Origin of the sequence: Bacillus sp. SN1 (genome assembly GCF_002796895.1) — a bacterium.
Classification (GTDB): domain Bacteria; phylum Bacillota; class Bacilli; order Bacillales; family Bacillaceae; genus Bacillus; species Bacillus inaquosorum.
The window spans coordinates 298,477-321,549 of the sequence record NZ_PHIE01000006.1 but is presented as its reverse complement, the minus strand read 5'-3'; the positions used below and the strand labels follow the sequence as shown (position 1 = coordinate 321,549).

Here is a 23,073-nt window from a genome sequence, read left to right as displayed (position 1 = left end):
CATAGTCAATAAGTGATAACTTCCGTGGAATATTATACCTCAAATTCCCCGGAATGGAACAAAGAATTAAAAATACCAGTAAAAAGGTCTCAGGTTGCTTCCTTTATTTCAACAGCTGAATCATCAATCCAGCCGATGAGTTTATCATTGATTTGAAATTGGTACCATACGGACTGGCCTTTCTGCTTTTTAGATACAACCTTTATGTCCTTGCCGACGTAAGATTGGGCAGATGTCAGTTTAATGGACCGATCATCAGTAGAAGGCTTGGACCATACGTCTTGAACGGCACTGTCTTTGATAGAACCGTATAAATCCACTGATTTCAGGGATGGATTTACCTCATCGTACTCATCTAAATCGTATTTTTCTACAATAGCGCTGATTTTGTCAGCGTAGTCAGGGTCTGTAGCATATCCTGCTGTTTGCAAGGCAGTTGCCGCTTCCTTATAATCCTCAGCCTCAAGTACCGGTTTATACTTCTTTTTATTCCACGATGTGCCGCGGACAAACAATTGGGCGTGGTCATCCATAGATTCAAAAAACGTGCTGTATTTTCGAAACTTCGCGCGAATGGTTTTTCTTTTCCCTTTTTCAAATTCGTCCGTTTCCATCGTGACGTGATGGCCTTTATAATTTCCTTTTACGCCAAAAAGGTTGTTGGCCTGAGCAGAAAGCTCGCTGTTCCCCCAGTCAGATTCGAGAATGGCCTGAGCGATCGTGATGCTTGGGAGGACATGATATTTCTCATACAAAATTTGTGCATGTCCGGACAGGCTGTCAATAAATACTTGCTGTTCATCAATTTCTTCAGGTTCTTTGGATGTTTCAATCGGTTTTGATAAAGTTGTCGCTAATACAAACAGGGCTAGCGGAATCGATACAATGAAAAATAGTGAAATGAAGAGTCTACGTTTTTTCAGTTTTTTACGGGCCATGAAAACCTTCCTTCAAGTTAAAAGATTACGAATGTAAAAGAATCTACTTTTAGAATTTTACTTGCACTTCTAATATTTTTCAATTCTTTAGGGATAAAGTTGTGAAAGGATTGCAAACAAAAAACCTTTTCCCTCAAGGAAAAGGTTTTGATCATATATCAAATTTCTGTTTACACTTTCTGAGTGCATTACGATATTCTGTATCATGTATTACTTTATGTGATTTGACAGCAGCCTTTGACAGTGCTGAAACGGCCGGTTTTTCCGGAGCCGATTTCGCTTTATCATGCGGTTTATGAGCCAGCTTGTGCCCCATACCTGTGGCGTTCATACAGAATGATAAGCAAACGAGCAGCACGCTCAGGACAAAAGAAATGAAAAAGAGATCATGATAAGCAGTCATCATAGAATCCTGCATCGTACTGCTTTGTCTGGCAGCATCTTTTTTCGTAAAGAAGCCGATGAGGATTGGAACTCCCATATAAACAAACAATCTTAAAAACTGAACAGCTGTCATTCTCTTGACCAAATCAGGCAGCGGGCCGCCCATGGCAGCTCCCATCAGCCCAGCGGCAACTGTCAGCCCTGTTCCAGCCGCAAGCATAATAAACAGCACTGCGAATATAGAGAGTGACGATTGATCCTGCATATGCAGCCATTGAAAATTCACAAACACGAGAATGAGGCCGCCGATAATACCGAGCATCCCTGGCCCGACTCTATCATAAAACAGTGCGCTCAAAATGGCCGCGATCGCCACTCCGATTAAAAGAGTCAAGTTTAAAAGAATGAGATGCTCCTGAGAAATATCATACATTTGACGGAGCAAGCCTTGAAAAGCAGCAAGGCTGACAGCTACCGTTATCGTCCCTGCAGCTATGATAAATAAGCCGAGCACCGGTTTTGGCAGCAGCATCAGTTTAATAGAAATAAAGGGGTTCTTCACTTTATATTCCACAATCAATAGAACAAGGAGCAAACATAACGTAATCCCGAAACCCGTCCATACATAACCTGATGAAAGCCCCCATTTTTGCAGAAAAATGAAAGTAACCGCTGAGGCTGCGGCAAGGCAAACAGATAAAAGGATTCCCGCACCATCTAGCGGCTGTTCTTGTTCTGCCGCCCCATGATGCTCATCATGAAGAAAGAAATAGCTCACCGCGACACCGATCAGTGACAGTGCGCCAAAGATAAAAAACAGCCATCTCCAGTGGCCGCAGCTTGTTGCAATTGTTCCTAGGATCGTACCGATGATAACAGAGCCATAAAATCCCCCGATCAGCACCAGCAGTGCATAATTCCTGCGGTCAATCGGAAATGACAGAACAAGCATAGGGATCATAATCATCAGCATGACGCCTGTAGCCGCTCCCTGTAAAAAGCGCCCTGCCGCCATCCATGCAATATCGCTCGAAAATGCGAAGAGCAGTGAGCCAAGTATAAAAACGGGTAATGAAGCCAAATAGATCGGACGGGCACCGAATTTTTTCCTCAGCAGCGGTCCTGCCGGCACTAATAAAGCAAAGGCCATATTGCCGATCAATATTGGATTTACTGATGTGAAGTCACTTGTTCCAACCGTCTTCTGAACAAGGCCTTGAACTGACGACAACGCCGTGTTAGACATCAATCCCGGCCCGACCGCTAAAACGGCAAGCAAAGAAATCACCCAATAGTGTTTTGTCTTCATGTTGTCATTCCTTCCTATATGAATACATACGAAACACATCTTTTTTTGAAAACAAAAGAAGCTAATAGATTTTGCATGCCATTAGCTTTCATTCTAATTCTCTCCCCATCAGGGGACATAATATTATTTTATGATAATATGTGAAGAAATGAGCATATACTCAAACATTATTCCAAACCGATGGTATTTTGTCAATGGCGCAAATTTCAAGCACAAAACATGAACAGCTTTGCCCGGAGCCATAGGGCTCGAAATCCACTTCGTGAGCTTCCATAACCGAGTCAATCAAAGTAAGCCATTTTAAAAGTGCATCGGAAAATTCTTTCGCCTTCTTCTTAGGTAACGGCGGCGCTTTTCCGTTCACTTTTTTAATAAATTTGAATTAATAAACATGAATAAGTTGTTGGCCGCACATTTTTTTGTGTTCACTAGGCGTTTGCCGCCTCTAAATTGTATATAGGTAAATATCATGAATTAATCTGCGAAATACCTATGCTAGTCAATAAATGACCCGGGAGGCAAAAACGTATGGAACTGTATGAGTGTATCCAAAACATTTTTAGCGGCTTGAAAAATCCATCGGTTAAAGATTTGGAAACTTCTTTAAAACAAATTCCAAACGCATCAACATTGAGTCAACCGTATATTAAGGAACCAGACCAGTACGCTTACGGCCGAAATGCAATATTTAGAAACAACGAATTGGAAGTTATCGTTATTAACATTCCGCCACACAAGGAGACAGCAGTACACGATCATGGTCAATCCATTGGTTGCGCAATGGTGTTAGAAGGAAAACTTCTCAATTCTATTTATCGCTCAACCGGCGATCACGCGGAACTCTCCAATTCATACTTTGTCCACAAAGGAGAATGTCTTATTTCAACCAAAGGTTTAATTCACAAAATGTCCAATCCTGCTTCAGAACGAATGGTGTCTCTTCATGTTTACTCCCCCCCTTTGGAAGACATGACGGTCTTTGAGGAACAAAGTGGTGTATTGGAAAGTTCATGATTTACAGGTGAACTGCTCAACTTTGACTTAGGATCAACAGAAGAGGGCAGCGAATGATCCTTTTATTAAAAACAAAAAAACCCTTATAGAATAAGGGTTTACAGGTATGGAGCCAAGGGGGCTCGAACCCCTGACCTCTACGCTGCCAGTGTGGAGATGTGTTTCTGATGCGAACAGACGTTTTATTTCCAAACCCTATTTTATAGGGTTTTCTTACATAAGTTTCTGATTAAAAATTTTCTTTTTTGATTAAAAATGAGGAAGTTGGTCCCCAATTCGTCCCCATCTGTCCCCAAATCCAACTTATTGACAAAGGAACTTACGTTCGAATATCATCCTTGTAGGAGATGATCAAATGACTGATTTTGAACGGAAAGTATATCAGATCATAGTGAACATGCAGTTATATGGTAAGAATCCAACTTTGAACGATTTGAAAAGGAAAACAGGAAAGAGTGAAGAGAATATTCGTGCAGCTGTGAAGAGCCTTTTGATGAAAGGTGAATTGAAGTGGGATAAACTGCAGAAAAAATGGATAATAAATTGAGGTAATTAAAAAAAGCTCACCTATTGGTGTGCTTCCTCTTCTAATCTATAATTAGTACGGTCAACTACCCATTCCCGATTTAACATGACTGTTTCCTTGAATAATTCATACTCTTCGTTTTTCAAATTCCCAACTGGAGATTCAATCCTCATATTTTTGACATTACTCCAAGAGGTTTTATGTGTCCTTATATAACACTCTTCATTAAGCCCCAGTTTATTTTTTAAACCAGAATCTATATGTATATCATGTTTTGGATGAGGTAGTCTTTGTTTTAAAGTAGAGATCGGTAATATCTCATAATCGATACTCATAGGATTGGGGCAGTCGTCTTCAAATCCTATAACCAAAACAGGGCGAGCTTTCACCTTTATTTTTCTCGCCCTAGTATCATAATACTTTTCTAGAGATGTAAAAATTTTTCCTATATTATTTATTGGATCGGACAAAGATTAGTGCACCTCACAATCGATAAGTTGCTCATCATTAATCATTATGTCGTTTATAATGTCTTCTTTTTTTATAATATCGGATCCGTTTTCGTCATCACGTAAACCTAACCTTGAAATTTTATAAGCAGTGTCTTCATGACTCAAATTCCTAAGGTATCCAGCTGTATACTTACCATAATCATGAATAACTTCCCTTAAAGTATATTCCTCCTCTAAGGTTAATTCGTCTTTGTAGAATTCCAGCATTTTAAAGCTGCCTCTTACCCTACGGCTTACCGGCCCATGAACCCATCCTTCAAAATCGTTATTAAATAACCATTCTCCGAATGTAGCATAATGATGTTTTTGAGCGAAATACAGCAGTTTGTGCATCTTCATTTCTGTTAAATCATTTTCACCATCAGAAACATTAAAAATTGATGTGTAAAGCGATTCTAGTGCTGCTGCAATTGGTAAAATGTCACGGGGCATATTAAACACCTCCATCAAATAAAAAGAAACTGTTTGTTTCTTTCTTATTCCATAATATGTGAAACTTGTTCGGATGTAAATAATAATGATTAAAACTTATTAACAATTATTAAACCTTAATAATCAGTTTTAAACCAAAAGTTTTATAAATGAGTTGTTCTGAATAAAACAAAAACCCTCCTCATCTCGAGAAGGGTTTCATTCATCATACGGCCGGTACTTCTTCCGGCCGGCTTCTAATTCCTTTTTAAGGGCTTGTACATGTCCAAGCAAAAACAATGCAACGGTCCCAACCTTTTTCACCGGCTTGAGCTTTCCGGAAGTCACAAGGGTGCTTAAACGCTGCCGGGTGACTCCAAGCAGCTCCCCCGCTTCCGCTGCAGTCAAAACTTCTTCCTGGATAAACTTAATTTTTTCGCTTTCTTTCATGTCGGCTTTCTCTCCACATCATAATGAATCCTTTTAACAAGGTAATAACAACGGCTATCATCAATACAGTATGCGCAATCTTTCCAGACATACCCTCATCGGTCAGATCAATTGCCACGATCCCGGCAATCAATATGAGCAAAACGGCAAAATCTGCTGTGCTGTACTGCTTAAAATATTTTTTCATATTATCGTGGACGTGATATAATGGTATGAGCAAGGGGATTTACTCCCCTTTGCTCACTGTGTATCAGCGCTTCTTGCTTACCCGGCGGGAGCGCTTTTTCTTTTTCTTGCTATGCTTTTCGCTTTCCTTCTGCCATATGTCGTAGATGTGTTTAATAATGGTCACGATACCAGCGATAGCAAGAATCCAGTTTCTCACCTCGTCCACTTCAGCACCTCCTTTCTATACTTTAATTATACAATATCTATTTACAATCGTCAATAGATTTAATAAAAAAAGAGCTGGTATTACACCTGCTCTCTATCTTAATAAACTGCTATTAAGGGTTTAGTCCTCAGTACGATGAGTTCTGTAATAATTCTCAGCGGTATAGATTCCCCAATCCCAAAAATTCGATCCCTGAGATAAAATATACCGATCTAAAAATATCTCAAAATTAAGTTGCAGTGGTTCATAATCTACAAACCTGAGGAACCATAAATAGTTTGGATCTGTGGAAATTCTGGTTTTGTCAATTAACAAATAACATCCGTCTAACAGATGTGCGACGGGAATAAACTGAGGCTTTAAAAAACCATTTTGCATATACTTTTCAATCTCTTCTAAATTAAGAATATGCAACCCCCCACCTACATTCTCGCCGTAAATCAACAAATCAAATATTCTGGCCCCGTTATGCAGTTTTAAAAAGGTTTTATAATCTTCAGGAAGTGACACTTTTATTTTCTTCTCAAAACTCTCAATCTCTAGATCTGTTGCACCTTTAGAGAAACTACATTCTGTTTCTAAAAGAGCTCCTTCATCCCCTAAAATTTTCAAACGTCCTTTTTCATCAATTAATTCTTTTAGACCTTGGATCGTTTTTTCAACAAAAACTGTCATTAAGCCACCTCTTACTTACTAATATTTATCCCACCAACGATTTAATACGTTTTGGTGTATATCACGAGGAAGAGGGAACAAATTATCAAAGTTATTCTTTCCCCCATACTTTAACGGAAGTACATGGTGAACATCTAATGCTGACCAATTCCACTTTGGATCACCGTATTTGTCGATGTACTTCTTTATATAGTTGCCTCTTTCCTTTCTATTCCATTCTTCTCTTTTATCTGCAGGTACAACTGGGAAATTCGCTTTAGCTGGTATTGGCATTGTCTTTTTGCTGTGGTTATTTCTTATTTCTGGATACAGCCATCCTATTTTATTGGCAAGAACAGGAGCCAACGTTCCAGTGGAAGTATCAGGTACTGTTCCTTTCCAACCGGCTACCGTAGTATGTTGGGACATATAAAACTTTGTCTTTTTAGGATAATAGGACTTTGAATATGATTTACCTACTTTAATATCCTTCCCTAAGAATTCTCTGCTATGGACAAAAACCCTTCCGTATTTTCCGCTATAAGTGTTGCTATCATATAAATCGTTTCTAGCTTCAATAACTATCGGCTTTTCGCCGACTATGCTTGCTATTTTAATTGTAGTTGTGATGGATTTTTTGTTGGGGTCATATATTGTTGTGTAGGACATCGAAACTAAGCTGGCTGCTTTGGGATGTGCTTTCTCATCTTTTTTCTCAACGACTGGCACATTAACAATGTTGTTTTCTTCTTTAGCTACAGGATTCTTGTAGGTTATTTCATTGTGATTACTCTTGTTAGCAAGTTGTCGTGCTTTCTTAATGACAGAAGCTTGGTCATCGTTTGTGCTCTTAGCCACTCCATTCTTATCTACTGTTAAAGTTTCTTTTTCCTCAATGGTTACTGGTTTTGCCAATCCAAATGAGTTCTCTTCTGCTGCTTTCGTTTGTGGTGAAAATCCAATAGTAGCAATCAATAGAGTTAAGACGAGCAAACAAATCGAATTCTTTAACAATTTCATACAAATCCTCCTTAATTTGTTTTCTGGTCTAATATACTATATTTTTACTTTTATTTCAACAATATGTAAATTATTTGACTACTATTATTAGGTCTTCCCAAAAGAGAAGACCCAGTAGACCTATTTTAATAGAGATTCAAGCTTCGCTTTTGTAGCTGGTCCATAAATGCCATCAGCTTTTAATCCATTCATCAACTGGAACCGTCTGACGGCATCTGCTGTTTTTGGTCCATAATAGCTATCGATACCGAAGTTTTTGGCTTTCTTATCTGGATAGAAATGCAATGCTGCCAGTGCTGTTTGGATCTGCTTAACAGCATCGCTGTGGATCAAAGGACTTTTCACTTTGAAAATGCCGGAAGGCAGACTGAAGGACGATTTCTTTTTGCTTGAGCTTGGTTTTTTCACCGTCTTAGATGAAGTTGTTTTCTTACTTGATGTTTTGCCGCCAAGCGCTTTTAATTCAGCATCAATCGCCGCTTTGACTTCATTCCAGCGTCCTTCTGACAAGATACGATGCGGGCAATACTTTCCGCTCCAGTCTTGGTGCTTCCGCACACGATCAATACCCCATCCTCGTTCTTTAAGCAGCTGCGCCACAAACTTGATAGCTAACTTTTCAGCAGCGTAGTATTTAGCGCCTCCTGACTTGCTGTAGCAGATTTCAACGCCGATAGACTTACGGTTTCCGGTGCCATTTGTGCCGTCTCCTGTGTGCCATGCATTGCGATCAATTGGGATTCCCTGCCTTACCTCTTTATCATCAACAGCAAAGTGGAAACTCGTTGAACTAGTGTTTCCGATCATATAGCTGACCTCATTAGCAGCAGATGCATCATTGTAAGTGTTATGAATGGTGATGTATTCCGCAGTCATCGAATTAGGACATTTCAAAGCGTATTTTGCTTCTGATACAAGGTTCTTTTTCACTGCAATTGTCATGAAAATCTCTCCTATTCTGTTTTTGAAATAGAAAGAGCCACCAGCTGGCAGCTCATTTGGTTAGATCGTGATTTTTCAGGACGGCTTTTTGCTTGTGTCCTTTTGCTGTCACGTAGTTGTTTTTGAACCATGCAGCAAGTGTCGTACCGATAGTAAAGATCAGAGAGCCGGCAGTGTATAGCGCATCAGCCAGTTGGTTCACTTGTGCATCAGTAATATCCAAGGGTGATTTACCGAACATCAGCATTGTTTGGTTGATAAGCGCAATTAAAAGAAGCGCAGTCCGAACGACTGTGCCTTTGTCAAAGTTTTTCATATGTTATTTTCCTCCTTAATGTTGCAGCACATTATAAAAAATAGCGATTAGTCCCCCTATAACTCCGGTGGAAATCGCTGTAATGATAGCGCCCGTGATTGTGCGCTTGATCCAAGTTGTATTCTCTTCAATTTTGTTGAGCTTTTCATTGAGTGACATGATTTGCTGATCTTGCCTATCCGAGGATCGTTCAAGCGAGCTTACCCGTCTTTCAAGCGATTTTTGTTCTAGTTTGAACTCTGCCATCTCTTTTTGTATTGCATTCACATCCGGTACCTCCGTCAGTTGCGACATTAGTACGCCCCCCTTTTATCTATTTCATGCGATTTCACCTCCTTTGAGGCAAAATAAAAACACCTATGCGTTTACAGGTGTGCTTTCTGGTTCTGTCTGATTTTCAGTTTGTGCTGCCGCTGCTTCTCCTTCTAACTTTTCCAGTTTGTTTACTGCGACCGTATACAAGGCTTTATATTCAGCCAGTTTTTCGTTTTTCTCATTTAGTTCAGCCAGCAAAGAGGCCGCTTTGTACGTTGCAATTTCAAATTGTTCCTGTAATTGTTCTTTTGTCATTTCTTGCATTCAAAACACTCCTTATTCTTGGTCAGGATATGCGTCTCCGCGAGTCAGAGTAGTTATATCATCATATTCACTTTGTGATATCCAGCCTTTTTGAACCGCATTCCTCATTTCCTTCGTTAATACAGTCCCATTAATCCAGCAGTCTTCGAAAAAGCCATAAAGAACACTGCGGTTTTCCATGCTTCATCCCCCAGTTAACTTTGATTCATCAGCATATTGCACACACGTTGAAGGTCAAGAACCTGCTCTTTTAGTTTTTCCACTTCCGTTTTCTCTTCCTCGCCTTTATTCCCCAATTCAATAGGTTCAAGTTTCATTTTCCGCCTCCTGTTCTTTGGTGAAACTATAAATTGCGCCATTTATTTCTCCTGTAGGATTAACAACTACATCAATAATTTTATAAAGGAGACGATACTTTTCGCTTTCTTCATAGCTTGGATAATAACCATCCTGATCAACAGTTGATTTGTACAACAAATAATCAACCTTATCATTCTCTGTGTCATAAACCAGATGCAAAATATATGCTACTTTTCTCGTCTCTTCAGCATTAATAGTAAATTCCGCTGGGTCTATAAGATATGGTTTCTCTAAGCTTCCGTCATGATAGGTGCCACCTGTTAAGGAAAAGCCAGAGACTGTTTTTGTAACCGTCAGATTTTCTGTATATCTATAGTCATTGGTCAAATTTATTTGCTCAAGCAATGTTTATCACCTTCTATTGAGCTTCATATAAAACTAACATTCGCACTGTAATTTTGCGCCCTGCAACACCGGTAGATGTCCCAGTTCCTCTAACATGAACTTCAAATCCTCCAGAGCTTTGATGTTCTATGCCAACAGTAACAGCGTTAGAATAAGCACCGTAAGGAGTAGCCATAACTGCAAATATGTTCTCGGGTGTATCATAATAAGCATCAACCCAAGGGTTAATTGTTACTTTCGCATAGGCTGTTGAACTTCCATTATCGGGCATAGAAACATCCACACTTGTAACACACATACTTAAATTATATTGCAAGCCTCCGTGAATATCTGAAATGTAAGTTGTAACATTCCCGGAAGCCAGGGGCTGTTTATTTTTAGTTACGTTCCCTGGATAAATATTTGATCCAGCCGGCAAAGTCGCAGGTCCACCTTCAATAAGTGTTCCGTTTTTTGATTTAAGGCGTATTCCACCTGTTACATCAGCTTCGAAATTTGCTGTTTTAAAAGTCGCTAATGTCGAAGAACCGCTGAATTTCGCTGTATTGTACGCATAGCTAAAAACACTTGAGTTTTCTGAGTTCGCTGGCGTATTTGAAGCAGTTATGCTCAGCACATCACCTGGGACGCTTGCAGCTTTATCAATAGACATGTCTATCACGGATTGATAAGAACCGTTTGATCTGCTGCCATATAAGTCTATCTTCGGAATATCCTCCAAAACATAATCATATCCGGATCCGTATATACTCACTTTCCCATCGCCAATTTTGACTGATCTATACACAGTTCTTTTACCGCCAGAGTCTTGATCCCCGCTTTCTTGTGAAATGGAACTAGAAGTGATTTTCAACTCTGTATAATCTCCGTAGGTACCGGAAGCAGTGCTCCTGTTAAACTGATAAAATTCCTTACCATCAAAGTACGATTTATAGTTATCAGTGGTATTCAAAGCTTCAAATTTACCACCCTTGATTAAAGAGCCCTCAATCGTGATCCCTTTTATAGTACCTGCATTGATTTTATCGGCAGACAAATCTTTTATTTTCGCGTTAGTGATTGCACCGTCAATAATCTGAGCAGTATCAATAATAGCTGTGCCAAGATGAGCTTTTTTTATTGCCGCGTTCTGGATGGCAGCTGTACCAATAGCCGCTTCAGCAATTTGTGCGCTCGTTATGGCCGCTTTTTGTATGTGTGTTGTGCCAATAGCTGCCGATTGAATATATTCTCCATAGATAGCGCCATCAGTGAGCATGACGTCATAAGGGCTGTATCCGTATTCCTTGATCTCCTCGCCCTTTCTGACTTGAATCTTGCGAAAAACAAAACTGCATGGTTCTGTATTTCCGTTTGTATTTCGGCCGCCGATTCCAATAGTATAATCAGATCCAGTTGCTGGCGCTGCGAATTTGATATTGACCCTCACGAATTGATCGGACGGAAAACTGGATATGTCGTTCAGGTCTGCTCCGCTTATCAAGGTGAATTCTTTGTCCTTTTTCAAATGAATGAAGTTTAAGTTAGTCGTGTTGTTTCGCTTTACCTCAAATGATAGAGTGTATACTTGCCCCTCAACTAAAGACATCCGCTGTATGTTATTCGGTGAACCTCTGTAGCCAGCTACTCCGAATACAGTAGTATCGCCATTGATCACTTGTGAAACAGTCATTTCATTGAAAGTCTTTTGTTCAACACTGAGAGTAGAATCGCTGTAGGTGTAGAATTGATTTGCTTTCAGCAAAGACCCTGGGAATATATTACCTTCATCAAAATCTCTGGCTATCTTATCAGCTGTAACTGCCAAGTTAGCCAGCTTTTCGGCTGTAACTGCACCGAAAACAATATCATTGGTCAGTATTCGCTTAGTAGTGGCCGAGAATTCGGCTGTAAAATCGCTTGCTGTACCCCTTGTATTGATTGCTCGAATACGGTAATACCAAAGTTCATTGACGCCTGTAAAATGCTCGTAGCCTCCTGTTTTCCCTCTGAAAATTAGATTCTCTTTTAAGGGGGTGAAGCCCTTAATCTGAGAAGCATATACCTCATAGGCAGCGATGTAACTGGATGGGATATAGTCCCAAGTAAGAGCAATATTTTGAAATAGCGCTTTTACTTGAACGTTTGTCGGGACCGGTGGTTTTGTATCCGGGAAACTGCCATCAGTGACTTCGCCAACGTCTGGCTTCCTCTCCCAAGTACCTCGGTTCTTGTCGAGTATATTCTCTATCTGATCAATCCGATCATCACCTTGGAGCACTGATAAAAATTGCCCTATTTCCACAACACAGGTATTGTCCGGATCTGTAATGTCATATTCCATGGAAATGATGCGCTGTGACGTTTCTATTGGAATAGCAAAGTTTCGGTCTATGGCAATTGTTGTATCGCCCAGTTCTACGTGCTCATGCTCATAACCTGGTACATTCTGAAGCAACTGAACTGAAAGCTCATAATTCACCTCAGTTTTTGATGCTGTTGTAATGAGATGGTTGTATGTGGCTTTTAAAAGCTCCACTGGATCAGTGATATCTTCATTGTTGTATTGCCCTTCTCTGTGGATCAATTCACCGTTTTTAAGGCGCCCCAGCCTTTTTAATAGATCCGGATCGCCAACCCATTCCTGCCCCAGTGGTTTATCGACAGGATCTCCTTTTGATTTCTTCCACTCTACTTCGGAGAAGTCAATAAACCGCGAATAACCGCCCGTCTCCTCCCCGTCTTCGTCTGTTGAGGCAATAGAGGCACCATATCCCCAAAGAGCTGTCAATGGGTAGCTGATGACTGTCCTTTTGATATTCTCTGTATCTTTATCTATCTCAAAGCGTTTCCCGCTGTCTTTTCCTCGTCGTGGCAATATCTTGATAATTCTCTTTGTGATCTTGTTTCCATCAAATTCGATAGAATCTTGAAGTTCGCCGCCCCAGATGTTTATCACTTCAGCAATACATTCTAAAGCCGTTTTCTTATAAAACGTGGTGGAGTTTGTACCGAGTTCAGCGCTTACCTCTGCCACCCACCGAGAACGAGCGAGTACATTGTCCAGAACATATTGTGCTGTTTTGTCAGTTGGCCGGAAGTCTTTAACAAAGGTTTCTGCCAGCTCCATCATGGCAGCTTCACATGTAACCAGTGTATTAACCTCTGAGTTTTCATCTGTATCATCGAGCTCTTTTATTACAAACAATCGGAGAATGCCGTCTTTATCTCTAAAAATGACTTGATTCTCCTCAAACAAATAGCGCGCATCAGGATGGGAAGCATCTGCTACAAAAGAAAAAGAAGAGCCTTTATTCAGCTCTTCTTTGTATTTGGCATCCCAAAATCTGCACGCTTCTTGTCCGTCGCTGGACAGCACTGTCAGCACTTGATCATCTGGTGAAAGAATATACATGTCAGCCATTAACGGACCCCCTTACAAATAAGCCTCATCGAATTTGATGCTGCTTGCGTGGCTTAACTTCAATTTTGTTGGTACTTTTGGTGGCAGCGTGAACCACTCAGACTGTATTTGTAGAGCAGTCATGATCAATTTACCGCTGCATGTCACTTTTCTCTTTGATGAATCAATAATGAGAGTGTCGCCGGCGATGAAGTTGTAAACGACTTTTATTTTCTTAGAAACAGATCCATCACCATTTAAAATAGCCACTTCATATAAAGTGGCCGCCTCTTTAAAAACGCATTCGATTTTTGGTTCAATCTCCGCATACCCCGGGTTTGTGAAAACCTGTACCCCGGGATTTAGTTCTGATTCCGCAGCCGCTCCATATTTTTTAGGATCAGGGCAGATAAAGGTCAATGTAGCCTGTTGAAAGCCACCCTGCTCCTCGCTTTCAGATACACTCTCAAATATTGCGTAATAGGTTCTGTCGGGCTCATCATGGAAAACGAGGGGTTTCGGCTCGTCTGTATGGAGAATATAAGTCAGTTCTTCTTGCTTCTTCTTCAATTCCTCTTCACTGCTGAATGCAAAAAGAACGTCTATAGTTATCGTTCTAATTGGTAGTCTGGTGCCACGATAGAAACCGCCTGGACGGTTCCCGATCGTGGCTGTGTTTACCTCTCGGCTCATTACTCCCCGCCCAGTGGTTGATTTCACATAAAAGAAGGGTGAAATATCGATCCCATTGAATGTGATTTTCCACTGATTGGGCAAAATCTCCTGATAGTTGATCAATTAAATCTCACCCTCCTTGCATTTGATCTTCTTTGTGCGTCTGTTACAGGCTTTTCTACGCCTTGTCCGACTTTCTTGCTGTCCATTTCGATAATGATAGTTCTTTCAGGTAACTCAAGGTTTTTGACATCTGCACTCAGTTCTTTTCTGACAGTGCCAAGGTCGCTTCTTGATATGGATGTATCGTAAGCAAGATTCATATCTTTCTGCTCGATATACATGGCATCGCTGACAGCAGTCATCGCCCGCTGAACCGTTCCGATACCGTTCTGAATACCAACTGCGATTCCCGCTGGCACCATCACACCAACTTGATCCCTCATTAACCGTGAAGGAGAATGGATCTTCAGCTTTTTCTTGATTGTCTTCTCGATTGTGGAGGCAATAGTGTTGGCTTCCTTCGCAAGCTCACCTTTCATATTTCTCATTCCGGAAATAATGCCGGCCATCGTGTTATAGCCGATTGCTTTCCCGCTGTTTTTCAGTGAGCCCAGCTGCTTCACATTGACAGTAAGCTCACCAATTTTTCTCATGTAGTCGTTCTTCAGGAGGCTCAATTCTTTATTGGCAGCTGAACGAAGCTCATTAATTTTCTTGGCAGTCTCGTTCTTCAGGCCAGTCAATTCCTGAGCAGCCTGCGTGCTTGCGAGTTTATGCTTCTCTGTCCAAAGTCTGACGTACTCATCCAATTCAGACGAAGTCATACGAGCAATTGCATTGATCTGATCTGCTGAACCGACACCCATTTCTTTCAGTTCATCAGCAAAAGCTTTCGGCGCCCTGCCTGCGATGCTTGCAATATCGCTGTCAAATTGCTTTAGTTTCGCCAGCTGATTTTTAAGGTTTGATGTCAACTTTGAGCCATTAACCTTCTCACTTGAAGCATCGTCAAATAGACCGATTGCGTTGTAAATCGCATTTGTTCGGTCTTGGAGCTCCTTCTTATAGGCATCGTTTGCCGCTTTTATGTCTGAGGTTAGTTTGTCATTGATGCTTTTGAATTTGGACAGATATGTGTTATTGGCTGAGAGAATACCTTTGTTGATTTTATCTGCCGCTTTTCTTTCATTCTCTTTTTGCTTCCTGACCTTATCAGCCATCGCTTTTTGAGTTTGATAAATCTCACGCTGTACCTTGATTTGCTGATCAGAAGTCAGTTTGTTCTTCTTACTGATCTTCTGGAGAGTCTTGACGTATGTGTTACCACTGATCTTCCCTGTATCGTACTTGGCCTCAGCTCGTTTAATCTGATCAGACACCTTTTTGGTGTACGCAAGCTTTGCTTTTGCTTCTTTGCGTTGCTGCTCTTTCAAAAGCTTTTTCTGTTTGTCAGAGGCATTTTTAGCAGCCTGATAGATTTCACGCTGGATTTTCCGGCTTTGCTCGCTTGTCAGCTTGTTTTGCTTCTGGATTTTCTGCAACGTCTTGATATAAGTGTCAGCGCCCATTTTCTTGGTGTCATATTTAACTTCAGCGTTTTTAATTTTGTTGGTCACTTTCACTTCAGCAGCTTTTTGAGCCGCTTTAGCCGCTCTCGCCGCAGCCGCTTTTACTTTGGCCTGTGACTTATCAATACCGGCTGCCATACCGGTGCCGACGTGATAACCAACTTGATCGCGCATAACCCTTGATGGCGAGTGAATTCCAAGAAGTTTTTTCATGCCGTTAGGGATTGCGTTTGCCATCGATTTAATTTTGCTGGCTAACGCTCCCGCCATGCCGCTGATACCATTTATCAGACCTTGAATAATGTTACGGCCAATGGTTTTCAGATTGATTCCTTTGAAAAACTTCATCACGCTGTTCCAGATACTAACTATCTTTTCTCGGGTGGCAATTATGCGATTTGCGATCTGATTTTTCATGTAAAGGAAGGCATTTGACGCCGCTGATTTTATTCCGTTCCAAATGGATTGAACTTTACTTTTGATTGCATTCCATGTGCTAAGAATTTTTTCACGGGTCGCCAAAATCCGGTTTGCTATTTGGTTTTTCATGTACAAAAAGGCTGCAGATGCGGCCGATTTCAACGCATTCCATATCGCAGACACTTTGCTCTTTATAGCATTCCATACACTGAGTATCTTTTCTCGAGTAGCCAGAATTCTGTTTGCAATCTGGTTTTTCATATAGAGAAACGCTGCAGATGCGGCGCTTTTCATGCCATTCCACACTTTAGTAACTGAGTTTTTAATCCCGTTCCAGACTTTTGAAGCGAATGATTTAACGGCATTCCAGACCGTCATGACGATCTTTCTTTGCAACTCGAAATTTGCCTTTATAAGCGTAACAAGAGCCGACCATACTTTCGAAGCCGCATTCTTAATCCCTGTCCAAGCAGATGAAAGCCACTTAGAAACAACGCCCCAGACTTTGATTGTATAAGCCTTGATCTTATCCCAGTTCGCAATGATGAGGACAACCAGACCCACTACAGCCGCGGTGATCCATCCAATAGGACCCATAGCAATGACCCAAGATGCCGCCATTCTCGCCGCGTTTGCAGCAGCCTGAGCCGCAAGAATGACAAGACGTTTTCCGAAGGCAATCATTTGAGTGATTCCAGCTGCCAACATAGATGCAAATGAGCTTATTTGAGCCGCTGTCCACGCTGCGGCCATTCTCGCTGCCTGCGCAACAGATTGAGCCGCCATAACAGCCATGTTTTTAATCCATAGGCCCATTTGCACTATCCCAGCTCTAAGGGAAGTTACAAAAGAGCTTATTTTCATGATTGTCCACGCTGTTGCTGTGCGAGTTGCCTGTGCAATTGACTGTGCCGCCATAACAGTCATATTCTTGATCCACAAACCCATTTGAACTATGCCGCTCTTTAGGGAAGATACAAGAGCAGATATTTTCATCGCTGTCCATGACGCTGCCATTTTAACTGCATTTGCTGTGGATGCTGCAGCCGCGGCCGTGTATCTCGCAATGAATCGTCCTACTTCTAAAATGGCAGTTTTTAATTGAGTCACAAGTCCAGCTAGCTTTATTCCTGCAGCCGTATCTTTAAAGGTTCTTAGGTATTGTGCCGCATCCCTAAAATCTTTAAGTCCATTTGTAACAGCACTCACAGCGACCATAGCAGGAACTATAGCTCTCAATGCTCCCACTAATGAAATTCCAACAGCGATAAACTGACCAATTGCAGGATTTGCTTGCATCGCTGCATTAGTGAATTTCAAGAAACTATTTACTGTTTGTAAAATGGTTTGTCCTAACGGAGCCATACCAACAAGCAAATTGATGATTGTTTTGGCAATTTCACCAATCGTACTCCAAACAGTTGGACCGTTCGTTTTGATGTAGTCAATAAACGACTGAAATTCTTTCGTTTTCGTGACGCTGCCGGCCCATTCATTAAACCTCTGAGTCATGTTGACAAGGGATGTCATCATGTCCTGAGACATCGGGGCAAAACCGGTAAATAACTTTGTTAGACCGCCTGATAAGTTCCCGATGATCTGCAGCAATTTAGGACCGTTTGTTTTGACATATTCAATAAACGTTTGGAACTTCTTCGAAGAACCTAAATTGGCTGACCACTTCACCCATGAAGCTGTGGCCTTTTCCAAACTGGCCGACATATCGTTCCCAAGAGGTCCAAAAGCAACAATCAGATTCATAACTGTTCTGAGGACGTTGCCGGCTATTTTTCCAAACGTGACGAAAGCCTGACCAGCATTTTTGTTCATGTAGTCTATAAAGCGCCGCATGTCGGTGTCTTTAAACGCCGCATTCATGCTTTTTGCTAATGTAACGCCGCCATTTGCCACGCTTTTGAACATAGGTCTTAAACTATTCAGAACACCCTTAAACGTCGTCAGCGAGCTCGTGAACGTTTTTAAAATCGGTTTCTGTACAGATTGAGCGATGCTCTGCCAATTCGCTTTAAAATCTTCTAATGTATCAAGGGCCTTCTTCTCTTCTTTTCCAAGAGATTGCTGGATGACCTTGATCTTCTCCATGATTTTTGCGCGTTCCTTGGCGTCGGTGGTTTCATCGAGCTTTTCCTGAAGCTTTTTCAAGTCCTCAGATGCTTTAAATACACCGCTTAATGAAGAGACCGCCAGCGCCCCGAATGAAGCCGCCCCTGTTCCTGCTACTGCAAAAGCACTTCCGAGCCCCATAACTCCACCAGCTGCCACACCAAGCATCGGGCCAAGTGATCCTATGGCGCCAGTAATACTGGCAAGAACCGGAGAAATTGCAGGCAATACAGCAGTGAATGCGCCAGCAAGTGAATGCTGAATAACCGTTGAAACAGAATTTGTGATTTTCGCTAAACGATTCATGGAGTTTTCAAAACGGTCAATTCGAGCTTCTATATGAATCCAAACTCTGTTAGGAAGAGATCTTAATGTTGTCCGAGCAATTGCCACTGATCTTGCTAAATTTGATGAATCACCGTTAATGTTGGTTGTTACCCGATTGGGCAATGATGCAAGTTCTGTTCGCGCCGCCGATACTGCCCGTTGTATGTCGTCAGAGTCTGCGTCTAAATCGACTCGAGTTCTCTGATGCCGATGAATAAAGTTGTCGATCTGCTGTTCTGCTTGTCTGACTCGCGCTTGGAAGCTTGCGGTTTCTGCTTCAACTTCAACAGTATGAGTATCAGCCATTCGCCGCATCATATCATTGACTCGGTCCATACTTCTGTTGAATCTCTGCGTCTGAGCTTCTATAACAGCAGTAAGCCTCTCGATCATGTCCTCACCCCTTTTCTTTGGATTGTTTTCCGAAATAAGACCGCACAGCGTCATTTAACATCTGCACGCCTTTGGCTCTCGGACCGAGCTTGTTTATGTCTGATTCACGCCATTTGTTTTCGTCGCTTGTCAGAGAACGTTCAAGCTCTCTGCGGGCTTTTCTAGCGTCAAACATCTTAGACTCTTTTGGTCTCTTTTCGTTTAAAGCATAACGATGAAACATTGCATTTCTCGCCAGCAGCTCTATCTCGTCAATTTCACGCAGCTTGGCTGCTTTTAGCTTTCGTTTATACTCGTTTGGAGTCCATGACATAATGACATCGTTGTCATAGACACCCATCCAACGAGCTGCATTTTCAATTACTTGGAGATAGTCGATCCCGTCTTCTCTTTGTACGCTTCTTCCATCGTCTCCAGCATGTCCTTGTTCATTTCGTCTTCCTCCAGACGCTTCGCTTCCATTTCCGGAGTTTCGTTCGGGCTGACCTTCTTCGGTTTCGCCAGCTTGTTCATCATCTTCCATTGCTGACGGATCTTTCCTTTGAAAAAACCCGCTGAATCCAGTGTGTTAAAAGCTTCTTTCACCATCTCATCAACGGCGTTGCCAGTTTCATCTTCTTCAATGATCTTGGCAATAGCATCCTCAATCTGCTCGACAGAAGGTTTGCCTTTTTTCAAGTGAGCAAGTGCGCAATCCCAAAATGCAGAAAGGTAAACCGCATCATCATTCAGTAAGCTATTGTAAATCGTTAATGTGCCGCCTGATTTGTCACCGTTTTTATCTTCTTTCGCATATTTCTCATTCGCTGTTCTGTCGAATGCGAAATCACAACGTGCAGCATAATCTTTTCCGTCAATTGTTAAGTGAGCCATATATAAAACCTCCAAATTTTTATATTAAAAAGAGCCCTGGCAACAGCCGGGCTCCTATGCTTCTTCTTTATTTGTGCGAATCGTGAATTTCTCTGACCAAGCCGATTCCCCAGCATCGTTAACCGCAGAGACATTGAAAATGTATGAACTATCGGGTTTAAGAGTCGGATTGGACAGATATGAGTTTGTCGTGACAGTTGCTATCTTTGCATAATATCTGTAAATGTTGTACGAGGTCGCCCCTTTCACCGCGTCCCATTTAAATCCCGCTTGATTTGAAGTGACGCTTGTCATGGTTATGTTACGGGGTGTATCAGGGCGCAGTCGCTTGAGTTCTTGTAATAATCTCGGTCATCGGTGATTCCCCAGCATCGTTAACCGCAGAGACATTGACCGTCAGCTGGGTATCTGCTGCAATGCCAGTCAATGTGTGGGATGTGCCAGTAACTTCACTATCAAGTTTCTTTTCTGACCCTCTGTACACTTTATATGACGTTGCCCCATCTACCGCTTCCCACTTCACGGTCACGCTGTCAGTAGTAGCCGTGAACGATAGATTTTGGGGCGCATTAGGGTGTAGTTGTGCCGCCAAACTGCTCAAATTTCGTTGCACCAGCTGAAGACTCAATTGCCGCAAGAACTTCATCAGGTAATGGATCAAGCTCGCCTTTAAAAGTTTTGCCTAGTACCGGTAATGTCACTGATGTTTCAACGAATCCATCCTGTGGTTGACTAACCTCTAAACTCTCAATAATGGCATGGCCATAAACTGCATTATGCTTCCCGTTTGCATTTTTATTTTTATTGGCCTTCCATACTTTGATAGCCTGTTCATTGTCGTAAGCTGTCTCAATTGCTTCCTGCCCTGGATCTGAAACAGCAGCATAATAAGTCAGCTCAAAAGATTCGTTTTTTGTTCCGTAGCCAACAATGCGTCCTGATTTCGTGGATTCATCAAGAGTGTCCTGTTCTTTTGTATGAGATCCTTCTGTCTGGAAAGCAATGAACAAACCATCAGTTCCTGTTGCGTTCATTGGCTGAACGAAATAAATCTCATCTTTACCATTCAATAATTCTGCCATTTTGTTCATCCTCTCAATTGTTTATTGTGTATCGCATCCTGAGAATGCCGTGTCTGGTGTATCCGTCAATGTCGGTGATCACCTGCATGCCGCGCATCTCAGAACGGCATAAAGAAAAGCCCTCTATTTCTAGGGGCTCTCTCGTTATTGCTTGCAGCATCAAATCAAGAATCTGCATCGCTTCTTTTTTGCCGTTATAGTCGCTCCAGCAATGGAGAACAACATTGATGATTTCACCTTTAGACGTTTTTGTTTCAAATGGCGAAACGTCATCATCGCCTGTTGTTACATATGGCTTTTTCTGATCTTTCGAGACTGCATCAAGCACACCAGTGACGCGTGCATTCAGCTCTTCATCAGTTGATAGCCTTTGAAATATAGCCGTCTGCAACGGCCACATGGCTGACCGCATAATGACAGCCCCTTTCTATCACATTTGACTGGCGAAGTACCGCATACCTTCCTCAATAGACGGATTCCAGAACGGCTGGGCCCGCATCCCCCGCGTCATAACCCATTGGTTAAGCTTGGTATCATAATAGACCCAAGGAGTCTGCCGGCCGCCTCCGTCCTCCGCATAGATTCCGGTACCGTATTCGACATAAATTGCATAATCAGCACCAACAGAAATGACGGCCGTTAAGCCGCCGTCACGATAGTCAACCTCTATTGAATTTTTCAGGTTCCCGCCGTCAATCATGGCTGTTGGAGCATTTAAGACGGCGTTGCTGTAAATCAGCTCGGCCGTGTCAGTTACTATCCGTTTGGCTTCTTCAATCACATTGTTCCTGAACTCTTCAGTGGCTCTGCGCATTTGCCTGACCCATCTGCCACTAACTCTCGCCATTAGACTTCAGCACCCCCGACACCTGACATTTCAAATTCAAGACCTCATGCATACCACCTTGATCAATTGGCTCTGATTTGAGAATGAGGATCTTGTTTTCGTAAATGATCCTCATTGTTTTCTCGATATCAGTCCGATAAGGGAAATACACATTGCATTCAACCGGGTTTTGCAGCTGCTGAGCCTGATAATATTCCCGGGAACTGACGCCACTGACTAAAGCTTCAGTTGTGGTGTAGTCAACGTAACCTTCTTCATAACCACCGCCACCGTCCGGCACCTTGCCCATCCGCTGAAACGTGATTTCATGGGGAAATTCCTCATAAATCATTTAACTCTCAGCCTTCGATATGGCGTAAGGTGTTTTGTAATGTGCCGAGGAAATTCAGTATTGAACGAATACGATACATCCCCCATGCTTCTTCCTGAGAGTCCAGAAGGAGTCATGTTATATTCTGCAGCCTTCGCAACAAAAAGCTTCACACCAGCTGGCAAAGCCTCCGGATCGAAAGTGTTACTACAAAAATCACTTGCAGACTCAATCAAAATAGGGACTATTTCAGACAAATATTCGTCATGCCTATCTGTCTTAATCCCTGTCATTCGCTTTACTTGTGCGATGTCCACTAAATCACCTACTCTTCACCTAAGACAATCTTGATCAGTTCGTCTTTAGGCGCTTTAGGGTCAAAATCATATTCATTCTCTTTCAAGAAAGCAATAATCTCATCTTTGTTTACTTTCTGCAGTTGAGCCTCAGTCATATCAAAAAGATCGGCAACTGGCTTTTTGACCTCATCCACTCTCTTAAACCCAATATGAGAGTAAACCACCTCAAAAGCCTTTTCAGTGCATTCAATTGTTTTGGAGCCATTAGATGCTTTCATATCACGCGCTTCCTCCTTCCAGTGCTTTCAGACGGTTTTCAATATCAGTGAGTTTTGCTGTTACATCATCACCAAGCTTAGCTAACGTAACAGCCTTTGCAGCGATATTTGCGTTTTGCACACTGCTGGACCCAATATTTCGACTTTGAACAGAACCATCACCAATATTGATGTTTTTTACTTCTCCGTCGCCAATCATTTGAGAAGTGATGCTTTTAGCAGCAGGCGTTGAACCGGGCAAGCCGGTCACTTTTGCGCCTGATTTGATCTCTAATTCGCCACCGATCACCAATTTGTCGCCGTTATTTGTCTTATAGTTTTTAGATGTGTATCCCATA

32 protein-coding genes are annotated in these 23,073 nt (G+C 41.9%); 2 read left to right on the top strand and 30 right to left on the bottom strand.

Annotated elements, in window-relative coordinates; genetic code table 11:
• Positions 1–89: 89 nt before the first annotated feature.
• Positions 90–938 carry an exo-glucosaminidase LytG gene (lytG, locus tag CVV77_RS19820; protein ID WP_100276300.1) on the bottom strand — a complete coding sequence of 283 codons (849 nt, stop codon included), beginning with the start codon at positions 936–938 and terminating at the stop codon, positions 90–92.
• Between the two features lie 151 nt (positions 939–1,089).
• On the bottom strand, positions 1,090–2,631 hold the full coding sequence (locus CVV77_RS19815) for an MFS transporter (RefSeq protein ID WP_100276299.1): 1,542 nt from the start codon (positions 2,629–2,631) through the stop codon (positions 1,090–1,092).
• A 528-nt stretch (positions 2,632–3,159) separates the two neighbouring features.
• Between CVV77_RS19815 and CVV77_RS19810 the strand changes: the two genes are divergently transcribed.
• Together CVV77_RS19810 and CVV77_RS19805 are read left to right on the top strand one after the other, a co-directional pair.
• A complete protein-coding gene (locus CVV77_RS19810) occupies positions 3,160–3,645 on the top strand; it encodes a cysteine dioxygenase (protein WP_019259294.1) in 486 nt (161 codons plus the stop codon).
• Between the two features lie 355 nt (positions 3,646–4,000).
• Complete coding sequence (locus CVV77_RS19805; RefSeq protein WP_100276298.1) at positions 4,001–4,192, top strand: hypothetical protein; 192 nt, start codon at positions 4,001–4,003, stop codon at positions 4,190–4,192.
• Positions 4,193–4,212: 20 nt separating this feature from the next.
• Here the strand turns inward: CVV77_RS19805 and CVV77_RS19800 are convergent, their stop codons facing one another.
• The 28 genes from CVV77_RS19800 to CVV77_RS19670 form a co-directional block, all read right to left on the bottom strand.
• A complete protein-coding gene (locus CVV77_RS19800; RefSeq protein WP_100276297.1) occupies positions 4,213–4,641 on the bottom strand; it encodes a hypothetical protein in 429 nt (142 codons plus the stop codon).
• 3 nt (positions 4,642–4,644) lie between these two features.
• Positions 4,645–5,115 carry a Panacea domain-containing protein gene (locus CVV77_RS19795; RefSeq protein WP_100276296.1) on the bottom strand — a complete coding sequence of 157 codons (471 nt, stop codon included), beginning with the start codon at positions 5,113–5,115 and terminating at the stop codon, positions 4,645–4,647.
• Positions 5,116–5,313: 198 nt separating this feature from the next.
• Positions 5,314–5,544, bottom strand: a complete 231-nt coding sequence (locus CVV77_RS19790; protein WP_017696609.1) for a helix-turn-helix domain-containing protein — start codon at positions 5,542–5,544, stop codon at positions 5,314–5,316.
• Positions 5,522–5,764, bottom strand: coding sequence for a hypothetical protein (locus CVV77_RS19785; RefSeq protein ID WP_100276295.1), 243 nt, complete (start codon positions 5,762–5,764; stop codon positions 5,522–5,524). The genes CVV77_RS19790 and CVV77_RS19785 overlap by 23 nt, the downstream gene beginning before the upstream one ends.
• A 30-nt stretch (positions 5,765–5,794) precedes the next feature.
• Positions 5,795–5,938, bottom strand: a complete 144-nt coding sequence (locus tag CVV77_RS22230) for a hypothetical protein (RefSeq protein WP_010329784.1) — start codon at positions 5,936–5,938, stop codon at positions 5,795–5,797.
• Positions 5,939–6,058: 120 nt separating this feature from the next.
• On the bottom strand, positions 6,059–6,613 hold the full coding sequence (locus tag CVV77_RS19780; RefSeq protein WP_100276294.1) for an SMI1/KNR4 family protein: 555 nt from the start codon (positions 6,611–6,613) through the stop codon (positions 6,059–6,061).
• 18 nt (positions 6,614–6,631) lie between these two features.
• Positions 6,632–7,612 (bottom strand): HNH endonuclease signature motif containing protein, encoded by a 981-nt coding sequence (locus CVV77_RS22545; protein ID WP_250622103.1) that lies wholly within the window; start codon positions 7,610–7,612, stop codon positions 6,632–6,634.
• Between the two features lie 120 nt (positions 7,613–7,732).
• The gene (locus CVV77_RS19765; protein ID WP_100276293.1) at positions 7,733–8,554 is read right to left on the bottom strand and encodes a peptidoglycan recognition protein family protein; all 822 of its coding nucleotides are present in this window, start codon (positions 8,552–8,554) and stop codon (positions 7,733–7,735) included.
• A 52-nt stretch (positions 8,555–8,606) separates the two neighbouring features.
• Positions 8,607–8,870 carry a phage holin gene (locus CVV77_RS19760; RefSeq protein ID WP_100276292.1) on the bottom strand — a complete coding sequence of 88 codons (264 nt, stop codon included), beginning with the start codon at positions 8,868–8,870 and terminating at the stop codon, positions 8,607–8,609.
• Positions 8,871–8,885: 15 nt separating this feature from the next.
• Positions 8,886–9,164 carry a hemolysin XhlA family protein gene (locus CVV77_RS19755; protein WP_100276291.1) on the bottom strand — a complete coding sequence of 93 codons (279 nt, stop codon included), beginning with the start codon at positions 9,162–9,164 and terminating at the stop codon, positions 8,886–8,888.
• A gap of 63 nt (positions 9,165–9,227) precedes the next feature.
• Positions 9,228–9,449, bottom strand: coding sequence for a hypothetical protein (locus tag CVV77_RS19750; protein ID WP_033884258.1), 222 nt, complete (start codon positions 9,447–9,449; stop codon positions 9,228–9,230).
• Between the two features lie 12 nt (positions 9,450–9,461).
• On the bottom strand, positions 9,462–9,629 hold the full coding sequence (locus tag CVV77_RS19745; protein WP_100276290.1) for an XkdX family protein: 168 nt from the start codon (positions 9,627–9,629) through the stop codon (positions 9,462–9,464).
• A 14-nt stretch (positions 9,630–9,643) separates the two neighbouring features.
• Positions 9,644–9,766 (bottom strand): hypothetical protein, encoded by a 123-nt coding sequence (locus CVV77_RS22540; RefSeq protein WP_258460251.1) that lies wholly within the window; start codon positions 9,764–9,766, stop codon positions 9,644–9,646.
• Complete coding sequence (locus CVV77_RS19740; protein WP_100276289.1) at positions 9,756–10,154, bottom strand: hypothetical protein; 399 nt, start codon at positions 10,152–10,154, stop codon at positions 9,756–9,758. The genes CVV77_RS22540 and CVV77_RS19740 overlap by 11 nt, the downstream gene beginning before the upstream one ends.
• 13 nt (positions 10,155–10,167) lie before the next feature.
• Positions 10,168–13,557: a phage tail spike protein gene (locus tag CVV77_RS19735; RefSeq protein ID WP_100276288.1), complete on the bottom strand. Its 3,390-nt coding sequence runs from the start codon at positions 13,555–13,557 to the stop codon at positions 10,168–10,170.
• 12 nt (positions 13,558–13,569) lie between these two features.
• Positions 13,570–14,334 (bottom strand): distal tail protein Dit, encoded by a 765-nt coding sequence (locus CVV77_RS19730; RefSeq protein ID WP_100276287.1) that lies wholly within the window; start codon positions 14,332–14,334, stop codon positions 13,570–13,572.
• Positions 14,331–19,046 (bottom strand): hypothetical protein, encoded by a 4,716-nt coding sequence (locus tag CVV77_RS19725; RefSeq protein ID WP_100276286.1) that lies wholly within the window; start codon positions 19,044–19,046, stop codon positions 14,331–14,333. The genes CVV77_RS19730 and CVV77_RS19725 overlap by 4 nt, the downstream gene beginning before the upstream one ends.
• 4 nt (positions 19,047–19,050) lie before the next feature.
• Positions 19,051–19,386 (bottom strand): hypothetical protein, encoded by a 336-nt coding sequence (locus CVV77_RS19720; protein ID WP_250622102.1) that lies wholly within the window; start codon positions 19,384–19,386, stop codon positions 19,051–19,053.
• Positions 19,387–19,406: 20 nt separating this feature from the next.
• Positions 19,407–19,919 carry a tail assembly chaperone gene (locus CVV77_RS19715; protein WP_100276285.1) on the bottom strand — a complete coding sequence of 171 codons (513 nt, stop codon included), beginning with the start codon at positions 19,917–19,919 and terminating at the stop codon, positions 19,407–19,409.
• A gap of 54 nt (positions 19,920–19,973) precedes the next feature.
• Complete coding sequence (locus CVV77_RS19710) at positions 19,974–20,243, bottom strand: fibronectin type III domain-containing protein (protein ID WP_395940386.1); 270 nt, start codon at positions 20,241–20,243, stop codon at positions 19,974–19,976.
• Positions 20,233–20,565: a fibronectin type III domain-containing protein gene (locus CVV77_RS19705; RefSeq protein ID WP_100276283.1), complete on the bottom strand. Its 333-nt coding sequence runs from the start codon at positions 20,563–20,565 to the stop codon at positions 20,233–20,235. The genes CVV77_RS19710 and CVV77_RS19705 overlap by 11 nt, the downstream gene beginning before the upstream one ends.
• Positions 20,489–21,001, bottom strand: a complete 513-nt coding sequence (locus tag CVV77_RS19700; RefSeq protein WP_100276282.1) for a phage major tail protein, TP901-1 family — start codon at positions 20,999–21,001, stop codon at positions 20,489–20,491. Before CVV77_RS19700 ends, CVV77_RS19705 begins: the two co-directional genes overlap by 77 nt.
• A 13-nt stretch (positions 21,002–21,014) precedes the next feature.
• On the bottom strand, positions 21,015–21,413 hold the full coding sequence (locus tag CVV77_RS19695; RefSeq protein WP_010329801.1) for a DUF3168 domain-containing protein: 399 nt from the start codon (positions 21,411–21,413) through the stop codon (positions 21,015–21,017).
• An 18-nt stretch (positions 21,414–21,431) separates the two neighbouring features.
• Positions 21,432–21,848: an HK97 gp10 family phage protein gene (locus tag CVV77_RS19690; protein WP_100276281.1), complete on the bottom strand. Its 417-nt coding sequence runs from the start codon at positions 21,846–21,848 to the stop codon at positions 21,432–21,434.
• Positions 21,835–22,179 carry a phage head closure protein gene (locus tag CVV77_RS19685; protein WP_100276280.1) on the bottom strand — a complete coding sequence of 115 codons (345 nt, stop codon included), beginning with the start codon at positions 22,177–22,179 and terminating at the stop codon, positions 21,835–21,837. The genes CVV77_RS19690 and CVV77_RS19685 overlap by 14 nt, the downstream gene beginning before the upstream one ends.
• Entirely contained in the window at positions 22,176–22,475 is a 300-nt protein-coding gene (locus tag CVV77_RS19680; RefSeq protein WP_100276279.1) for a phage head-tail connector protein, read from the bottom strand. The genes CVV77_RS19685 and CVV77_RS19680 overlap by 4 nt, the downstream gene beginning before the upstream one ends.
• 8 nt (positions 22,476–22,483) lie before the next feature.
• Entirely contained in the window at positions 22,484–22,735 is a 252-nt protein-coding gene (locus CVV77_RS19675; RefSeq protein WP_100276278.1) for a hypothetical protein, read from the bottom strand.
• Between the two features lies 1 nt (position 22,736).
• Positions 22,737–23,072: a hypothetical protein gene (locus tag CVV77_RS19670; RefSeq protein WP_061187157.1), complete on the bottom strand. Its 336-nt coding sequence runs from the start codon at positions 23,070–23,072 to the stop codon at positions 22,737–22,739.
• Position 23,073 lies beyond the last annotated feature (1 nt).